Annotated in this window: 14 protein-coding genes and 1 other RNA gene; 8 read left to right on the top strand and 7 right to left on the bottom strand. The window is 66.6% G+C overall.

Annotated features, from left to right (window positions below; translation table 11 throughout):
- Nucleotides 1-172: 172 nt before the first annotated feature.
- The 7 genes from ppnP to ompA all read right to left on the bottom strand — a co-directional run bounded on the left by ppnP (nucleotide 173) and on the right by ompA (nucleotide 5413).
- On the bottom strand, nucleotides 173-493 hold the full coding sequence (gene ppnP, locus AC5IG3_RS02825) for a pyrimidine/purine nucleoside phosphorylase (RefSeq protein ID WP_491904756.1): 321 nt from the start codon (nucleotides 491-493) through the stop codon (nucleotides 173-175).
- 46 nt (nucleotides 494-539) lie between these two features.
- Nucleotides 540-2018, bottom strand: a complete 1479-nt coding sequence (locus AC5IG3_RS02820; RefSeq protein WP_491904755.1) for a protein kinase domain-containing protein — start codon at nucleotides 2016-2018, stop codon at nucleotides 540-542.
- 28 nt (nucleotides 2019-2046) lie between these two features.
- Nucleotides 2047-2790, bottom strand: a complete 744-nt coding sequence (locus AC5IG3_RS02815; RefSeq protein ID WP_491904754.1) for a metallophosphoesterase family protein — start codon at nucleotides 2788-2790, stop codon at nucleotides 2047-2049.
- Between the two features lie 103 nt (nucleotides 2791-2893).
- Nucleotides 2894-3253, bottom strand: a transfer-messenger RNA (tmRNA) gene (ssrA, locus tag AC5IG3_RS02810).
- Nucleotides 3254-3266: 13 nt separating this feature from the next.
- Nucleotides 3267-3935, bottom strand: coding sequence for a phosphoglycolate phosphatase (gene gph, locus AC5IG3_RS02805; RefSeq protein WP_491904753.1), 669 nt, complete (start codon nucleotides 3933-3935; stop codon nucleotides 3267-3269).
- 8 nt (nucleotides 3936-3943) lie between these two features.
- A complete protein-coding gene (gene ubiG, locus AC5IG3_RS02800) occupies nucleotides 3944-4648 on the bottom strand; it encodes a bifunctional 2-polyprenyl-6-hydroxyphenol methylase/3-demethylubiquinol 3-O-methyltransferase UbiG (RefSeq protein WP_491904752.1) in 705 nt (234 codons plus the stop codon).
- A 69-nt stretch (nucleotides 4649-4717) separates the two neighbouring features.
- On the bottom strand, nucleotides 4718-5413 hold the full coding sequence (gene ompA / locus AC5IG3_RS02795) for an outer membrane protein OmpA (protein WP_491904751.1): 696 nt from the start codon (nucleotides 5411-5413) through the stop codon (nucleotides 4718-4720).
- Nucleotides 5414-5747: 334 nt separating this feature from the next.
- Between ompA and gyrA the strand changes: the two genes are divergently transcribed.
- The 8 genes from gyrA (at nucleotide 5748) to AC5IG3_RS02755 (ending at nucleotide 16508) form a co-directional block, all read left to right on the top strand.
- Nucleotides 5748-8483, top strand: coding sequence for a DNA gyrase subunit A (gene gyrA / locus AC5IG3_RS02790; protein ID WP_491904750.1), 2736 nt, complete (start codon nucleotides 5748-5750; stop codon nucleotides 8481-8483).
- Between the two features lie 2 nt (nucleotides 8484-8485).
- Entirely contained in the window at nucleotides 8486-9055 is a 570-nt protein-coding gene (locus AC5IG3_RS02785) for a DUF2059 domain-containing protein (protein ID WP_491904749.1), read from the top strand.
- A 53-nt stretch (nucleotides 9056-9108) separates the two neighbouring features.
- Nucleotides 9109-10200, top strand: coding sequence for a 3-phosphoserine/phosphohydroxythreonine transaminase (gene serC / locus AC5IG3_RS02780; RefSeq protein ID WP_491905037.1), 1092 nt, complete (start codon nucleotides 9109-9111; stop codon nucleotides 10198-10200).
- Nucleotides 10193-11308, top strand: a complete 1116-nt coding sequence (pheA, locus tag AC5IG3_RS02775; RefSeq protein ID WP_491904748.1) for a prephenate dehydratase — start codon at nucleotides 10193-10195, stop codon at nucleotides 11306-11308. Before serC ends, pheA begins: the two co-directional genes overlap by 8 nt.
- An 86-nt stretch (nucleotides 11309-11394) precedes the next feature.
- Complete coding sequence (locus AC5IG3_RS02770; protein ID WP_491904747.1) at nucleotides 11395-12276, top strand: prephenate dehydrogenase; 882 nt, start codon at nucleotides 11395-11397, stop codon at nucleotides 12274-12276.
- A 23-nt stretch (nucleotides 12277-12299) separates the two neighbouring features.
- Entirely contained in the window at nucleotides 12300-14318 is a 2019-nt protein-coding gene (locus AC5IG3_RS02765; protein WP_491904746.1) for a bifunctional 3-phosphoshikimate 1-carboxyvinyltransferase/cytidylate kinase, read from the top strand.
- Between the two features lie 129 nt (nucleotides 14319-14447).
- On the top strand, nucleotides 14448-16154 hold the full coding sequence (gene rpsA, locus AC5IG3_RS02760) for a 30S ribosomal protein S1 (protein WP_491904745.1): 1707 nt from the start codon (nucleotides 14448-14450) through the stop codon (nucleotides 16152-16154).
- A 12-nt stretch (nucleotides 16155-16166) separates the two neighbouring features.
- A complete protein-coding gene (locus AC5IG3_RS02755) occupies nucleotides 16167-16508 on the top strand; it encodes an integration host factor subunit beta (RefSeq protein WP_491904744.1) in 342 nt (113 codons plus the stop codon).
- Nucleotides 16509-16558: the final 50 nt, after the last annotated feature.

Raw genomic sequence — 16558 nt, 5'->3', positions numbered from 1 at the left:
AGACAAGGAGAGCCGGCATTGAAATGCGTGGCGCGGCACCATGCCAGTTCTGCGCCTGATGGAGAAGACACTGGACTGGCCGAAACTGAACACTTCAGCAATTTCGACCGCTGCACACCAAACTTGAACCGCCTCCAGCCCGGATGTCACCCGCCAGAGGTCAGCCCCACCCTCAGCCGAAGTGGCAGATGTAGTGGTATGGCTCGCCTTCCACGCGGATCTGGAAGCTGGCGTTGCCGGGCACGTCGAACTTCTGGCCGGGGCCGAAGGTCTGCCAGTCGTTGCGGCCCGGCAGCAGCACGTGGCAGGCGCCGGCCACGGTTTCCATGATCTCGGGCGCACCGGTATTGAAGGTCAGCGAGGCGGGCAGGATCACGCCCACGCTCTTCTTGCTGCCATCGGCCAGGGTGATGGCGTGCGAGACGCACTTGCCGTCGAAGTAGACGCTGGCCTGCGGCGACACGCTGACGACGGGAATCTGGGGAACGCTCATGAATCAATCCTTCGGGGGCACGTGGAGAAGACGGAAACCCGAAATTCTAAGAGTCCGCCGCGCTCGGCACCCGCACCACCGTGACGCTGCAGTCGGCCTGCGCCACCACCTGCGACGACACACTGCCCAGATAGCGCCGCAGCGCCGAGGTGCCGCGCGCGCCCATCACGATGTGGTCGATCTGGTTCTTGGCGGCGAATTCGACGATCGCGTCCGCCGCATCGGGCGCCTCCAGCACATGAAAAGTCAACCGGCTGTCCTCCAGCTTGAGCAGCTGCGAGATCGGTCGCGCCCAGTGCTTGAGGCCCACCAGCTGCTTGACATGCAGGCTGTTGCCGTCGGCATCGGTCAGCTCGTCCATGCCGATGCGGTTGGTCTTCATCACGCCCACGCAGGCCAGGCGCGCGCCCGGCTCGGTCGAGACGATTCGCCGCACGGTCTCGCGCAGCAGGTCGAGCAACTCGTCGGTGGCATTGCCCACGTCCACCGCCGCCAGGATGATGGGCGCGCGCTTGAGCTGTTCGTTGACGCTGCCACGCTGGCTGGGCTCGGCTCCCAGCGCCCGGAACCAGCGCCGGAAATTGCCCCAGTGTGCGGCCAGACCGCCACCGGACTCGCCGCGCTCGGCCCGTGCCGTGAGCTTGACCTGCGCGGGGTTCTGCAGATCCTGCGCCAGATGCGCCGCGCTCGGGTGGCGCTGCTCGGCGTCGACCTCCAGGCAGCGCAGGATCAGCTCCTGCAACCACGGCGGGCAGTCGGGGCGGTGCACGCGCGGCGGAATCGGCTGCCGGTAGAGCCGCTCGCGCAGGCCGCGCACCGTGCTGGGCGAGCCGAACGGGCGCTGGCCGGTGGTCAGGTGATAGAGCATCACGCCCAGCGCGAACAGGTCGCTGCGCGGCTCGCTGCGCACGAACTGCACCTGCTCGGGCGACATGTAGGGGCCGGTGCCCATCGGCAGGTTGAATTCCTCGTCGAGCAGGTCGGGCAGCTGGTCGTGGCGACTCAGGCCGAAGTCGACCAGCACCGCGTCGCCCAGCCCGCCACCCGGCGCAGTGCGCAGCATGATGTTGCTGGGCTTGATGTCGAGGTGGATCACGTGCTGGCGGTGCAGGTCGTGCAGCGCGATGGCGACCTTGGCGCCGATGACGGCGACCTCGGCCACCGGCAGCGGCGCCAGGTCGAGCAGCGGGCGCAGCGAGTCGCCCGGAATGTGCTCCATCACGATGTAGGGCCGCGTGGTGAAGTCACCGCGCGCGATGAAGCGCGGCACGTGCGGACCCTTGAGCAGCGGCAGCAGCATCTGCTCGACCTCGAAGCCGACGATGGTCGCCGGGTCCTCGCCACCCTTGATGCGCGGCACCTTCATGATCATCGGCACATCGGCGTGATCCGGGTGCGTCACGCGCCACAGCACCGCCATGCCGCCCTGGTGCAGGCGCTCTTCAAGGCGGAAACCATCGCAGACCATGCCGGCGCCCAGCGGCGGCAGCAGAACGGCAGACGCCGGGGACGGGTTGAGGGTCATGAGCGACTCCGGTTCGGCGGGGCAGGCTTCAGAGACCGGCGTTCAGGCGCTCGCCCAAGCTGCGCGGCAGGCCGGCCGCGATGATCTTGGCCGCCGTGGCGTCGTGGTTGTAGGGCACGCGGTGGAAGGTCAGCGTGGCACGCGCGGTGTCGAACATCGCCCAGCAGGCCGCCGGATTGCCATCACGCGGCTGACCGCACGACCCCGGCAGCGCCAGCCACTGGCGATGCGCCGGCACCGGCACCGCCACACCCGGCACGGGCGTGAAATCGGCAATCTTGCCCGTGCTGGAGAGGTGGTACAGCGCCGGCTGGTGCACATGGCCGCAGAAGGTGTGGCGGCAGTCGGTGGCGTACATGCTGCGCACCGCCTCCGCCCGGCTCAGGATGTACTCCCAGCCCTTGGGCGCCCAGGCGTTGGCGTGCACGAACAGGCTGCCGCCATCCTGGCTGGTGTAGGGCAAGTGGCCCAGGAACTCCAGCTGCGCTGGCGTGAGCTGCTCGCGCGTCCAGGCAATCACCCGGCGAGCGTCCTCCACCAGATGCGGGCTGGGGCCCTGCACCACGCTCTCGTCGTGGTTGCCCCGCACGGCAATCGCGCCCTGGGCGACCAGGTCCATCACCCGCTCGACCACCCAGCCCGGATCGGCGCCATAGCCGACAAAGTCCCCCAGCAGCGCCAGCCTCTCGGCGCCATGCAGGTGCGCCTGCTCCAGGCAGGCCTCGAAGGCCTCGCGGTTGGCGTGAATGTCGGTAATGAGGGCCAGCTTCATGGTCGGATGCAGTCGTTGGGATCAAACAAGACAAGAAAAAAGCCCTAGAGCGTTGATTCTCTAGGGCTTTCCGGTCTTCCGCGAACCTTCGCGGACGTTGTAATGGTGGAGCCGGGGGGGATCGAACCCCCGTCCGCAAGCCATCCTCAGGTAGTTCTACATGCGTAGTTCTCTGATTTGGATCTCACGCTGCTGACGGGCAGGAACACCCTTCAGTCAACGCCAGTCACTATTTCTCGTACCCGGCTGAGTGACCCCACCTGATACCAGCCAATGTGTATTACCTCTCAGCCCTTGCGGACCCGGCCCATCGGCCAACCGTTGAGAGGCTCACCGGTGTTAAGCGGCGAGAGCGAACGTAGAGTCGTTTGCAGTTACTTTGTTTCCAGTGGTTTTACGAGCGGACTGGTGCTCGGCATGCCCTACTCCAATTCCGCACCCACGTCGAAACCAGGTCGGCCCCAGAGACACGTAGTTTAGGCCAATGGCGCGAGGTTCAAGAGTTGCTCGGGACTGTCGATCAAAAAATCCGCGCCCCATTGATCAACCGCATCGCCCTGCCCCAGGTAGCCCCAGGCAGCGGCCACGGTGGACATGCCGGCAGCACGCCCAGCCTGGATGTCGCGCAGATCGTCACCGACATAGAAGCAGGCCTGCGGCGCCATCGACAGCCGACGCGCGGCCTCGAACAACGGCTCAGGGTGGGGCTTGGCGTGGGGCGTGGTGTCACCGCAGATCAGCACGCGACTGCGCTCGGCCAGGTTCAGCGCCTGCACGATGGGTTCGGCGTAGCGGCTGTGCTTGTTGGTGACGATGCCCCAGGGGATGCAACGCGCGTCCAGTTGATCCAGCACCGGCGCCATGGCGGCGAAGACGCAGGTGGCGGCCGTCATGTCGGCCTCGTAGGCCTGCAGGAACTCGTGCTTGGCGGCCTCGAAGTCCGGATGATCCATGCCGATCTGCAGTGCCACGCCCACCATGCCGCGCGCGCCGGTGCCCGTCATGGGGCGATAGTGCGACAGCGGCAGGGGCGCCAAGCCACGGCGCGCGCGCAGCACGTTGCCGGCAGCGCCGAGGTCAGGGGCGCTGTCGATGAGCGTGCCGTCCAAATCAAACAGGACGGCCTGAACGCGGGGGTGATTCATCACGTCCTTCAGCCGCCAGACCTGCGGCAGGCCAGCAGGTAGTTGACGCTGGTGTCGCCACTGAGCCAGTAGCGGCGCGTGAAGGGGTTGTATTCCATGCCGCGCGTCTGCTGCAGGTTGAGGTCAGCGTCGCGCGCCCAGCGGGTCAACTCGCTCGGGCGGATGAACTTGGCGTACTCGTGCGTGCCAGCCGGCAGCAGCTTGAGCAGGTATTCCGCACCGACGATGGCAAACAGGAAGGACTTCGGGTTGCGGTTGAGGGTCGAGAAGAACACCCAGCCGCCCGGCTTGACCAGTTCGCTGCAGGCCCGCACGATGGATTCGGGGTCGGGCACGTGCTCGAGCATTTCCATGCAGGTGACGACGTCGAACGAGGCGGGCTGCCCGGCAGCCAGGGCCTCGACGGCCTGCTCGCGGTAGTCGACGGCCACGCCGGACTCCATCGCGTGCAGCTGCGCGACCTTGAGCGAGCGCTCGGCCAGGTCAATGCCCAGCACCTGGGCGCCCTTGCGCGCCATCGCTTCGGTCAGGATGCCGCCACCGCAGCCGACATCGAGAATCTTCTGGCCCGACAGGCTGCCCACGCACTGCTCGATCCAGCCCAGCCGCAGCGGATTGATCTGGTGCAGGGGACGGAATTCACTCTCGGGGTCCCACCATTTGTGGGCGAGTTCGCTGAACTTGGCAAGTTCCTGGGGATCGGCGTTTTGCATGGACGGATCGTAAGACGGAAAACAAAAAACCCCGCCGAAGCGGGGTTTGCGTAGAACAAGTCGAGAGACTTATTGCTTGGCGCGCGTGCCGACCACTTCGATTTCGACGCGGCGGTTCTTGGCCTTGCCTTCCTTGGTGGCGTTGTCGGCCACGGGCTGCTTCTCGCCCTTGCCTTCGGTGTAGACGCGGTTCTGCTCGATGCCCTTGCTGGTCAGGTACTTCTTGACCGCTTCAGCACGTGCCACCGACAGCTTCTGGTTCGAAGCATCGGAGCCGACCGAGTCGGTGTGACCCACGGCGATGATGACTTCCAGATTGATGCCCTTGACCTTGGCGACCAGGTCGTCAAGCTTGGCAGCTGCGTCCTTCTTCAGCACCGACTTGCCGGTGTCGAAGAATGCGTCGGCAGCGAAGGTGACCTTCTCGCTCACAGGAGCGGCAGGAACGACGACCGGTGCGGGAACGGGAACCGGGACAGGCACAGGGGCCGGTGCGGGCGCAGGAGCCGGTGCCGGAGCAGGGGCCGGTGCGGGCGCAGGAGCCGGTGCAGCCGCCACAGCCGGTGCCGGGACACCGTCGCAGCCTTGCACGCCCGTCGCGGGGGTGAAGCTGGCATCACGCCAGCAGTGTTCGTTGCTGCCGTTTTTCCAGACCGTGCCGTCGCCGGAGCGCCAGTTGTCCACAGCACCCGTGCCACCGCCCGTTGCACATGCAGCCAGCGCAGCCGATGCAAACAGCAGGGCGACCTTGTTCAATTTGTTCATGGTTGTCCTCTAGATATCAGCCGCCAACGGGCTGTAAAACCAGTTAAAGCGACCCGGGCATCCTGTGAGAGAAGACGCCGGAAACCGCGAAATCATTGTGCCATAGGGCTTCTTTGCAGCAATCAATTGCCGGCCGACCCGTCTGAGCGGGCCACAGGTGTTGCACACAGGCGACAATCCTGGCCCTCGTAGAATCTACGGTTTGATCGTTCGCGCCTGCGTGTTCCGCGTATTGCGGCCTGACTGTGACAGGCCAAAGTATTTCGCACTGTCCTGACCAGTGCCCGGAGCACCGCAGAGCGCGTAGCCGACCGCCTGCCCCGCCTGGAACCGCATGACCTCATTCGCCAAAGAAACTCTGCCCATCAGCCTCGAAGAGGAGATGCGGCGTTCGTATCTGGATTACGCGATGAGCGTGATCGTCGGTCGGGCCCTGCCGGACGCACGCGATGGCCTGAAGCCTGTGCACCGGCGCGTGCTCTTCGCCATGCACGAACTCAACAACGACTGGAACCGGCCGTACAAGAAATCGGCCCGTATCGTCGGTGACGTGATCGGTAAATATCACCCGCACGGCGACACCGCCGTGTACGACACCATCGTGCGCATGGCGCAGGACTTCAGCCTGCGCCACATGCTGGTCGACGGCCAGGGCAACTTCGGCTCGGTCGACGGCGACAGCGCTGCGGCGATGCGGTACACCGAAATCCGCCTGTCGAAGATTGCCCACGAGATGCTGGCCGACATCGACAAGGACACGGTCAACTTCGGCCCCAACTACGACGGCTCCGAGAAAGAGCCGCTGGTGCTGCCCAGCCGCCTGCCCAACCTGCTGATCAACGGCTCGGCCGGCATCGCGGTCGGCATGGCGACCAACATCCCGCCGCACAACCTCAACGAGGTGGTCGACGCCTGCCTGCACCTGCTCAAGAACCCCGACGCCAGCATCGACGAGTTGATGGAAATCATCCCGGCGCCGGACTTCCCGACCGCCGGCATCATCTACGGCATCAACGGCGTGCGCGAGGGCTACCGCACCGGCCGTGGCAAGGTGCTGATGCGCGCCCGCGTCCACTTCGAGGACATCGACCGCGGCCAGCGCCAGGCCATCATCGTTGACGAGTTGCCCTACCAGGTCAACAAGAAGACGCTGCAGGAGCGCATGGCCGAGCTGGTGCATGAGAAGAAGATCGACGGCATCAGCCACATCCAGGACGAGTCCGACAAGTCGGGCATGCGGCTGGTGATCGAGTTGAAGCGCGGCGAAGTGCCCGAGGTCGTGCTCAACAACCTCTACAAGCAGACCCAGCTGCAGGACACCTTCGGCATCAACATGGTGGCGCTGATCGACGGTCAGCCGCGCCTGTGCAACCTCAAGCTGCTGCTGGAAGTGTTCCTGGAGCACCGCCGCGAGGTCATCACCCGTCGCACCGTGTTCGAGCTGCGCAAGGCACGCGACCGTGGCCACGTGCTCGAAGGCCTGGCCGTGGCGCTGGCCAACATCGACGAGTTCATCGAAACCATCAAGACCAGCCCGACGCCGCCGGTGGCCAAGCTGGCACTGATGAGCAAGAGCTGGGATTCGTCGGTGGTGCGGGAGATGCTCACCCGCGCCGAAACCGACACCGCCGGCGGCCGCGAGGCCTACCGCCCCGACGATCTGGCGCCGCAGTTCGGCATGCAGGCCGACGGCCTCTACCGCCTGTCGGACGACCAGGCCGGCGAGATCCTGCAGATGCGCCTGCAGCGTCTCACCGGCCTGGAGCAGGACAAGATCGTCGGCGAGTACAAGGAGGTCATGGCGCAGATTGCCGACCTGCTCGACATCCTGTCCAAGCCCGAGCGCGTGACCTTCATCATCGGCGAAGAGCTGACCGCCGTGCGCCAGGAGTTCGGCCAGACCAAGCTCGGCGCGCGCCGCTCGGTGGTCGAGCACAACGTGCAGGAACTCGGCACCGAGGACCTGATCACGCCGACCGACATGGTCGTCACGCTCAGCCACACCGGCTACATCAAGAGCCAGCCGCTGGCCGAATACCGCGCGCAGAAGCGCGGCGGACGCGGCAAGCAGGCCACCGCGACCAAGGACGACGACTGGGTCGACCAGCTCTTCATCGCCAACACCCACGACTGGATGCTGTGCTTCAGCAACCGCGGCCGGGTCTACTGGCTGAAGGTGTGGGAAGTGCCGCAAGGCGGCCGGGCTTCGCGCGGCAAGCCGATCGTCAACATGTTCCCGCTGCTGCCCGACGAGAAGATCAACGTCGTGCTGCCGCTGACGGGCGACAACCGCGTCTTCCCGGCCGACCACTTCATCTTCATGTGCACCGCGCGCGGCACGGTCAAGAAGACCGCGCTGAACGAGTTCAGCAACCCGCGCAAGGCCGGCATCATTTCGGTCGACCTCGATGAAGGCGACTTCCTGATCGGCGCGGCACTGACCGATGGCCAGCACGACGTGATGCTGTTCAGCGACGGCGGCAAGGCCGTGCGCTTCGACGAGAACGACGTGCGTCCGCTGGGCCGCCAGGCACGCGGCGTGCGCGGCATGGCGCTCGAAGAAGGCCAGAGCGTGATCGCCATGCTGGTGGCCGAGCAGGACAGCGTCGCCGCTGAAGGTGACACCGCGGAAGGCGATGCCATCATCACCAGCGCCAACCCCAACGCCCGCACCAGCGTGCTGACCGCCACCGAAAACGGCTACGGCAAGCGCACCAGCATCGCTGAGTACACCCGCCATGGCCGCGGCACCAAGGGCATGATCGCCATCCAGCAGACCGAGCGCAACGGCCGTGTCGTGGCCGCCACGCTGGTGCACGCCAACGACGAGATCATGCTGATCACCGACCGTGGCGTGCTGGTGCGCACCCGCGTGTCCGAGATCCGCGAAATGGGCCGTGCCACGCAAGGCGTGACGCTGATCGGGCTGGACGAGGGCTCCAAGCTCTCGGGCCTGCAGCGCATCGTCGAGAACGACGCCAATACCGACACCAATACCGACACCAATACCGAGGCCAACACCGACGCGCCCGATCTGGACGCCGGCACCGAAACCCCCGCAGAGGAATGATGATGTTGCGTGCATTGACCCGACGTGCCTCGGCACTGGCTGTGGCCGGCCTCATGGCCACCTCCGGCGCGATCGCGGCTGAGCCGGCATCGGCGGCCAAGAAGGAACTGGTGCAGAAGGTGCTGAAGCTGCAGCAACCCGGCATCGAGGCCATGGCGCGCAGCCTGGCCGAGCGCCCGGCGCTGCAGATGCTGCAGGCCGCCGGCATGGCGCTGCAGACCCAGGTGCCCGCCGACAAGCGCGAATCCGTCGGCAAGGCGGTCGAGGCCGACATCAAGAAATTCGTCGACGAGGCGGCACCGCTGCTGCGCGAGCGCGCCGTCAAGCTCGCACCCGCCGTGCTGGGCCCGACGCTGGAAGAGAAATTCAGCGAAGACGAGTTGAAGCAGCTGATCGCCTGGCTCGAATCGCCCGTGAACAAGAAGTACCAGCAACTGGCGCCCGAGATGCAGAACAGCATGGCCCAGCGCCTGGCCAACGAGTCCAGGGCGCAGATCGAGCCCAAGCTGCAGGCGCTGGAGAAGCGCGTGCGTGCTGCCGTGGGCGCACCGGCAGCGGCTGCCAGCCGTTGATTCGACCTGCCGACCTGACCTGACACCCCCCCAACCGGTTGCACCGAACGATGATGGCTCGCCCCTACAACTTCTCCGCCGGCCCCGCCGTGCTGCCCGAAGCGGTGCTGCAGCAGGCCGCCGCCGAAATGCTCGACTGGAATGGCAGCGGCATGAGCGTGATGGAGATGAGCCACCGCGGCCGCGAGTTCATCAGCATCTACGAGCAGGCCGAATCGGACTTGCGCGAACTGCTGGCGGTGCCGGCGAACTTCCGCATCCTGTTCATGCAGGGCGGCGGGCTGGCCGAGAACGCCATCGTGCCAATGAACCTGTCGCGCGGCGGCGCGGCGGACTTCATCGTCACCGGCAGCTGGTCCGACAAATCGGCCAAGGAAGCGGCGCGTTACTGCAGCGCCCGCGTCGCGGCCACCGCCCAGGCCAGCCACTTCACGCAGATCCCGGACGCCGCCGGCTGGCAGCTCAGCGCCGACGCGGCCTACGTGCACCTGTGCAGCAACGAGACCATCCACGGCGTGGAGTTTCAGCAGCTGCCGGACCTGGCTGCGCTCGGCAGCACGGCGCCACTGGTGGTCGATGCGTCATCGCACATCCTGTCGCGCGCGGTCGACTGGTCACGCGTGGGCCTGCTGTTTGCCGGCGCGCAGAAGAACATCGGCCCGGCCGGCGTGACCATCGTGATCGTGCGTGACGACTTGCTCGGCCACGCGCTGTCGATCTGCCCGTCGGCGTTCGACTACCAGCGGGTGGCGGACAACGGCTCGATGTACAACACGCCGCCGACCTACGGCATCTACATCGCCGGGCTGGTGTTCCAGTGGCTCAAGGCCCAGGGCGGCGTGGCGGCGATGGAGCGGCTGGCCATCGAGAAATCGGCGCTGCTGTACAGCGCGCTCGACGGCAACGATTTCTACGTCACCCATGTGGCGCATGAAGTGCGCTCGCGCATGAACGTGCCCTTCTTCCTGCGCGACGAGTCGCTCTACGACGCCTTCCTGGCCGGTGCCAAGGCGCGCGGCCTGTTGCAGTTGAAGGGCCACAAGAGCGTGGGCGGGCTGCGCGCCTCGATCTACAACGCCATGCCGCTGGCGGGCGTCCAGGCCCTGGTGGCTTACCTGAACGAGTTTGCAGACCAACATGGCTGAACCTTCAAACCCCTCCCCCGCCATCGATCCGGCGCTGCTGGTGCTGCGCACGCAGATCGACGCGCTCGACCGTGAACTGCTCGCCATGCTCAACCGCCGCGCCACGCTGGCGCAGGAAGTGGGCGAGCTCAAGAAGAAGGAAGGCTCGGTGGTGTTCCGCCCCGAGCGCGAGGCGCAGGTGATCGACGGCCTGAAGGCGACCAACCCCGGCCCGCTGAAGAACGACAGCGTCGCGCCGATCTGGCGCGAGATCATGAGCGCCTGCCGCTCGCTCGAAACCCCTACCCGCGTCGCCTACCTCGGCCCCGCCGGCACCTTCAGTGAACAGGCGGCGCTCGGTTTCTTCGGCAGCTCGATCGTGCGCGTGCCCTGCGGCAGCATCGACGAGGTGTTCCGCGCCACCAGCGGCGGCGCGGCCGACTTCGGCGTGGTGCCGGTCGAGAACTCGACCGAAGGCGTGGTGGCCCGCTCGCTCGACCTGTTCCTGACCACGCCGCTGTTCATCATCGGCGAGACCAGCCTGTTCGTGCGCCACAACCTGCTGCGCAAGACCGACACGCTGGCCGACATCAAGGCCGTCTGCGCGCACCCGCAGGCGCTGGCCCAGTGCCACGGCTGGTTGAGCTACCACCTGCCGGACGTGGAACGCCGCCCGGTCTCCAGCAACGCCGAAGGCGCACGGCTGGCCGGCCTGGACCCGACGCTGGCCGCGATTGCCAGCGAACGCGCCGCCAGCGAATGGGGCCTGCACGTGGTGTCGCCAGCGATCCAGGACGACGCCAACAACCGCACCCGCTTCGCCATCGTCACGCACCCGGAGCGCCACCCCGCGCCGCAGGCCTCGGGCCACGACTGCACCAGCCTGGTGGTGTCGGTGGTGAACCGGCCGGGCGCGGTGCATGACATCCTCGTGCCACTCAAGGTGCACGGCGTGTCAATGACGCGTTTCGAGTCGCGCCCGGCGCGCTCCGACCAGTGGGAGTACTACTTCTACATCGACATCCAGGGCCACCCGAACACGCCCGCCGTGGCCACCGCGCTGCAGGAATTGCGCAGCGTGTGCGCCTACTTCAAGGTGCTGGGCACCTACCCGATCGACATGAAATGAACATGATGCCCCCACGTTCACTTCGTTCTCTGCCCCCCGGGGGGGCGCAGGCCTTCCTTGGGACGGCCCGGCGGGAGGCCTGACCCATGTTCAAGCAACTGGGAGTGATCGGCTGCGGCCTGATGGGCGGCAGTTTCGCGCTGGCGCTCAAGCGTGCCGGGCTGGTGCAGCGGGTGGTGGGCTACAGCAAGTCGCCCTCGACCATCGAACGCGCCATGCGCCTGGGCGTGGTCGACATCGCGGCCGAGTCGGCGCTGCTGGCGGTCTCGGGCTCGGACATCGTGCTGATCTCGGTGCCGGTGGCGGCCAGCGAGGCCACCTTCAAGGCCATCCGCAACCTGGTCGAGCCGGGCGTGCTGGTGATGGACGTGGGCAGCACCAAGCGCGACGTGGTCGACGCCGCCCGCCGCGTGCTCAAGGACCGGCTGCCCAGCTTCGTGCCAGCGCACCCGATCGCGGGCAAGGAAGTCGCCGGTGTCGAGCATGCCGACGCCACGCTCTACCAGGGCAAGCAAGTCATCCTGACGCCGCTGCCGCAGACCGACCCGGTGCTGGTGCAGAAGGCCACCGACGTCTGGGCCGCCATCGGCTGCCAGGTCTTGCGCATGACGCCCGAGAACCACGACACCGCCTTCGCGGCCGTCAGCCACCTGCCGCACCTGCTGGCGTTTGCCTATTTCAACGCGGTGATGTCGCAGCCGGCCGGGCGCGAGTTCCTGTCGCTGGCCGGACCCGGCTTCCGCGACTTCACCCGCATTGCCGCCAGCGACTCGACCGTCTGGCGCGACATCCTGCAGAGCAACCGCGAGGAAGTGCTCAAGCAGCTGCAACGCACCCGCCACGCGCTGGACGCCTTCGAGCACGTCATGCGCTCGGGCAACCAGGAAGCGCTGGAAGACCTGATCCGCACCGCCTCCGACGGCCGCGCCGGCTGGCAGATGAACGCACGACCCGGCACCGCGCGCTGAACCGCGCTCCCAACCCGAAGCCCATGTACGCCATTCCCCACCTCGACCTGCCGCCGCTGGGCGCCGCAGCCGGCACGGTTCGCCTGCCCGGCTCCAAGAGCATTTCCAACCGCCTGCTGCTGCTGGCCGGCCTGAGCCAGGGCGTGACCACGCTGGTGGATCTGCTCGACTCGGACGACACCCGCGTCATGCTCGACGCGCTGCGCACGCTGGGCTGCACCATCGAGCAGGACGGCCGCCACACCCGCATCACCGGCTTTGCCGGCCGGCCCGCTGTTCAGCAGGCCGCGCTGTTCCTGGGCAACGCCGGCACCGCCATGCGGCCGCTGACCGCCGCGCTGGCCGTCATCGCGACGCAGAACGGCGGGCGCTACACACTCAGCGGCGTGCCGCGCATGCACGAGCGCCCGATCGGCGACCTGGTCGACGCGCTGCGCGGCCTGGGCGTCACGGTCGAATGCCTGGCCAACCCCGGCTACCCGCCGCTGACGCTGGCCGGTGGCTGCCTGCATCTGGATGAGCCGGTGCGCGTGCGCGGCGATGTCTCCAGCCAGTTCCTGACCGCGCTGCTGCTGGCTCTGCCCCTCGCGGCACAGATCCGTGACGTGACCATTGAGGTGGTTGGCGAGCTGATCTCCAAGCCCTACATCGAGATCACGCTCAACCTGCTGCAGCGTTTCGGTATCGCGGTGCAACGCGAAGGCTGGCAGCGTTTCACGATTCCGGCCGGCAGCCGCTACGTCACGCCGGGCGAGGTACACGTGGAGGCCGATGCGTCGTCGGCGTCGTACTTCATCGCGCTGGGTGCGCTGGCCGGCGTGGCCGCGCCAGTGCGCATCGAAGGCGTGGGCAGTGCCTCCATCCAGGGCGACATCCGCTTCGTCGAGGCCGCGCAGGCCATGGGCGCCGTGGTGGTGGCCGAGCCCAACGCGCTGGAAGTGCGGCGCGGCGCCTGGCCGCTCAAAGCCATCACGCTGGACTGCAACCACATTCCCGACGCCGCCATGACGCTGGCGGTGATGGCGCTCTACGCCGACGGCCCGAGCACGCTCACCAACATCGCCAGCTGGCGCGTCAAGGAAACCGACCGCATCGCCGCCATGGCCGCCGAGCTGAACAAGCTCGGCGCGCGGGTCGAGGAAGGCGCCGACTACCTGCGCGTCTGGCCGCTGGAGCAGTTCCAGAGCGCGGCCATCCACACCTACGACGACCACCGCATGGCCATGTGCCTGTCGCTGGCGGCCTTCCACCCGCTCAAGGGTGCGGCGCCGGTGCCGCTGCGCATCCTCGACCCCAAGTGCGTGGCCAAGACCTTCCCGGACTATTTCGAGGCGCTCTTCAGCGTGGTGCACGCCGAGGCCGAGCACATTCCGGTCATCACCATTGACGGCCCGACCGCCTCCGGCAAGGGCACGCTGGCGGCCGGCGTGGCGGCGCGGCTGGGCTATCACACGCTGGATTCGGGCTCGCTCTACCGCGTCACCGCCCTGGCCGCCCAGCGTGCAGGCGTGGCTGCGGATGACGAAGCCGGCCTGGCCGGCATCGCCCGGGCCCTGCACCTGCGCTTCGAGGGCACCGACGTGCTGCTCGAGGGCACCGACGTGACCGAGCAGCTGCGCCACGAGGCCGTGGGCGCCATGGCCTCGCAGATTTCGGTCTGGCCGGCAGTGCGCGCGGCGCTGTTCGCGCTGCAGTGTGACTTCCGTCAACTGCCAGGCCTGGTCGCCGACGGACGCGACATGGGCACAGTGATTTTCCCCACCGCCGGCCTGAAGGTTTTTCTCACGGCCACGGCGGCGGCGCGAGCCGAGCGGCGCTACCAGCAATTGATTGCCAAGGGCTTTTCCACTACATTACACGGCCTTCGCGCAGACTTGGAAGCGCGCGACGAACGGGACAAAAACCGCTCCGTCGCCCCTTTGAAGCCCGCCGAAGACGCGCTACTGCTGGACAACTCACAGCTCGGCATCGAGGCTTCGGTGCAACAAGTGACCGCCTGGTGGGAAGCGCGACAGCCGTTCGAGCCCGGGCACTCCGCCTGAGCGCTGACGGCGCCCTGGGTCCGGCAACTTCCCTCCTTGTGCGTCCTGCACGTCGAGTTGCCGGTTCAGTAACCTAACCCGCCACGGAAGTGGTCCCAGTCGCCGGCTGCCCGGCGCAGAAAGTCAACAATGTCCCAAGCTACTCCTGCCTACGAAGGCATGGACTCCTTCGCCGCCCTGTTCGAAGAGTCGCTGCAGAAGTCCGACATGCGCGCCGGCGAGGTCATCTCCGCCGAAGTGGTCCGCGTCGAGCACAACTTCGTGGTCGTCAACGCCGGCCTGAAGTCCGAGGCCTATGTGCCTCTCGAAGAATTCAAGAACGACCAGGGCGAACTGGAAGTTCAAGTCGGTGACTTCGTGTCCGTCGCCATCGACGCGATCGAAAACGGCTACGGCGACACCATCCTGTCGCGCGACAAGGCCAAGCGCCTGGCGTCGTGGCTGTCGCTGGAAACGGCACTGGAATCGGGCGACTTCGTCACCGGTACCGTGTCGGGCAAGGTCAAGGGCGGCCTGACCGTTCTGGTCAACGGCATCCGCGCCTTCCTGCCGGGCTCGCTGCTCGATACGCGTCCTGTCAAAGACATGTCGCCGTTCGAAGGCAAGACCATGGAGTTCAAGGTCATCAAGCTCGACCGCAAGCGCAACAACGTCGTGCTGTCACGTCGCGCTGTGGTGGAAGCTTCGATGGGCGAAGAGCGCGCCAAGCTGCTCGAGACGCTGCGCGAAGGCGCGATCGTCGACGGCGTGGTCAAGAACATCACCGAATACGGTGCGTTCGTGGACCTCGGCGGCATCGATGGCCTGCTGCACATCACCGACATGGCATGGCGCCGTGTCCGTCACCCGTCCGAAGTCGTGACGGTGGGCCAGGAACTGACCGCCAAGGTCCTGAAGTTCGACGCCGAGAAGAACCGCGTCTCGCTGGGCCTCAAGCAGATGGGCGACGACCCGTGGTTCGGCGTTTCGCGCCGCTACCCGTCGGGCACGCGCCTGTTCGGCAAGGTCACCAACATTGCTGACTACGGTGCATTCGTCGAGATCGAACCGGGCATCGAAGGCCTGGTGCACGTCTCCGAAATGGACTGGACCAACAAGAACGTGGCTCCTTCCAAGATCGTCACGCTGGGCGACGAAGTCGAAGTCATGGTCCTCGAGATCGACGAAGACAAGCGCCGCATCAGCCTGGGCATGAAGCAGTGCAAGCAGAACCCGTGGGACGAGTTCGCGCAGAACTTCAAGCGCGGCGACAAGGTCAAGGGCCCGGTCAAGTCGATCACCGACTTCGGCGTGTTCGTGGGTCTGGCTGCCGGCATCGACGGCCTGGTTCACCTGTCGGACCTGTCGTGGAACGAAACCGGCGAAGCGGCCGTGCGCAACTTCAAGAAGGGCCAGGAAGTCGAAGCCCTGGTGCTGGCCATCGACGTCGAGCGCGAGCGCATCTCGCTGGGCATCAAGCAGCTCGACACCGACCCGTTCACCAACTACACCACGCTCAATGACCGTGGCGCCACGGTGGTCGGCAAGGTCAAGACGGTGGACGCCCGCGGCGCCGAGATCGAACTCAACGCTGACGTGACCGGCTACCTGCGTGCTTCCGAGATCGCCCGCGAGCGCGTCGAAGATGCCCGCAACATGCTCAAGGAAGGCGATGAAGTCACCGCGCTGGTGATCAACGTCGACCGCAAGCTGCGCTCGATCCAGCTGTCGATCAAGGCCAAGGACAACGTCGAGCAGCAAGAAGCGCTGCAACGCCTGTCGGCCGACAGCCGTGAAAACGCCGGTACCACCAGCCTGGGCGCCCTGCTCAAGGCCAAGATGGAACAAGGCAACTAAGACCGCGAGAGCATGACCCGCTCCGACCTCGTCGCGCTGCTGGCTGAACGCTTCAGCCAGCTGACGCATCGTGATGCCGAGTTCGCCGTCAAGACGATGCTCGACGCCATGAGCGACGCGATGGGGCGAGGTCATCGCATCGAGATCCGGGGCTTCGGCAGCTTCGCGATCAACCGCCGGCCGCCGCGAATGGGGCGCAATCCCCGTTCCGGCGCGCAGGTGGTCATTCCTGAAAAACGCGTACCGCACTTCAAGCCGGGCAAGGCCCTGCGCGAAGCCGTGGACCAGCGCGCCGACCTGGACGCGCCCTTAGGCGAATCGGTCGCCAGCGTCACTCCCGACGCCACGCCTTGACGGGCCGCTTCGACTCCACCCCGGAGTCCGCGCACTAGAATCCGTGCGCC

Origin of the sequence: Leptothrix sp. (in: b-proteobacteria) (genome assembly GCF_965250675.1) — a bacterium.
Taxonomy (GTDB): domain Bacteria; phylum Pseudomonadota; class Gammaproteobacteria; order Burkholderiales; family Burkholderiaceae_C; genus Sphaerotilus.
The sequence above is the reverse complement of the archived record's forward strand: the minus strand, read 5'-3'. Positions and strand labels throughout refer to the sequence as shown.

Excerpts from the sequence above, each read along its gene's own strand:
- gph (WP_491904753.1), bottom strand. The coding sequence starts at position 3,935 with ATGAATCACCCCCGCGTTCAGGCCGTCCTGTTTGATTTGGACGGCACG.
- AC5IG3_RS02815 (WP_491904754.1), bottom strand. The coding sequence starts at position 2,790 with ATGAAGCTGGCCCTCATTACCGACATTCACGCCAACCGCGAGGCCTTC.
- AC5IG3_RS02785 (WP_491904749.1), top strand. The coding sequence starts at position 8,486 with ATGTTGCGTGCATTGACCCGACGTGCCTCGGCACTGGCTGTGGCCGGC.
- pheA (WP_491904748.1), top strand. The coding sequence starts at position 10,193 with ATGGCTGAACCTTCAAACCCCTCCCCCGCCATCGATCCGGCGCTGCTG.
- ubiG (WP_491904752.1), bottom strand. The coding sequence starts at position 4,648 with ATGCAAAACGCCGATCCCCAGGAACTTGCCAAGTTCAGCGAACTCGCC.
- ompA (WP_491904751.1), bottom strand. The coding sequence starts at position 5,413 with ATGAACAAATTGAACAAGGTCGCCCTGCTGTTTGCATCGGCTGCGCTG.
- serC (WP_491905037.1), top strand. The coding sequence starts at position 9,109 with ATGGCTCGCCCCTACAACTTCTCCGCCGGCCCCGCCGTGCTGCCCGAA.
- AC5IG3_RS02765 (WP_491904746.1), top strand. The coding sequence starts at position 12,300 with ATGTACGCCATTCCCCACCTCGACCTGCCGCCGCTGGGCGCCGCAGCC.
- ppnP (WP_491904756.1), bottom strand. The coding sequence starts at position 493 with ATGAGCGTTCCCCAGATTCCCGTCGTCAGCGTGTCGCCGCAGGCCAGC.
- AC5IG3_RS02820 (WP_491904755.1), bottom strand. The coding sequence starts at position 2,018 with ATGACCCTCAACCCGTCCCCGGCGTCTGCCGTTCTGCTGCCGCCGCTG.
- gyrA (WP_491904750.1), top strand. The coding sequence starts at position 5,748 with ATGACCTCATTCGCCAAAGAAACTCTGCCCATCAGCCTCGAAGAGGAG.
- rpsA (WP_491904745.1), top strand. The coding sequence starts at position 14,448 with ATGTCCCAAGCTACTCCTGCCTACGAAGGCATGGACTCCTTCGCCGCC.
- AC5IG3_RS02755 (WP_491904744.1), top strand. The coding sequence starts at position 16,167 with ATGACCCGCTCCGACCTCGTCGCGCTGCTGGCTGAACGCTTCAGCCAG.
- AC5IG3_RS02770 (WP_491904747.1), top strand. The coding sequence starts at position 11,395 with ATGTTCAAGCAACTGGGAGTGATCGGCTGCGGCCTGATGGGCGGCAGT.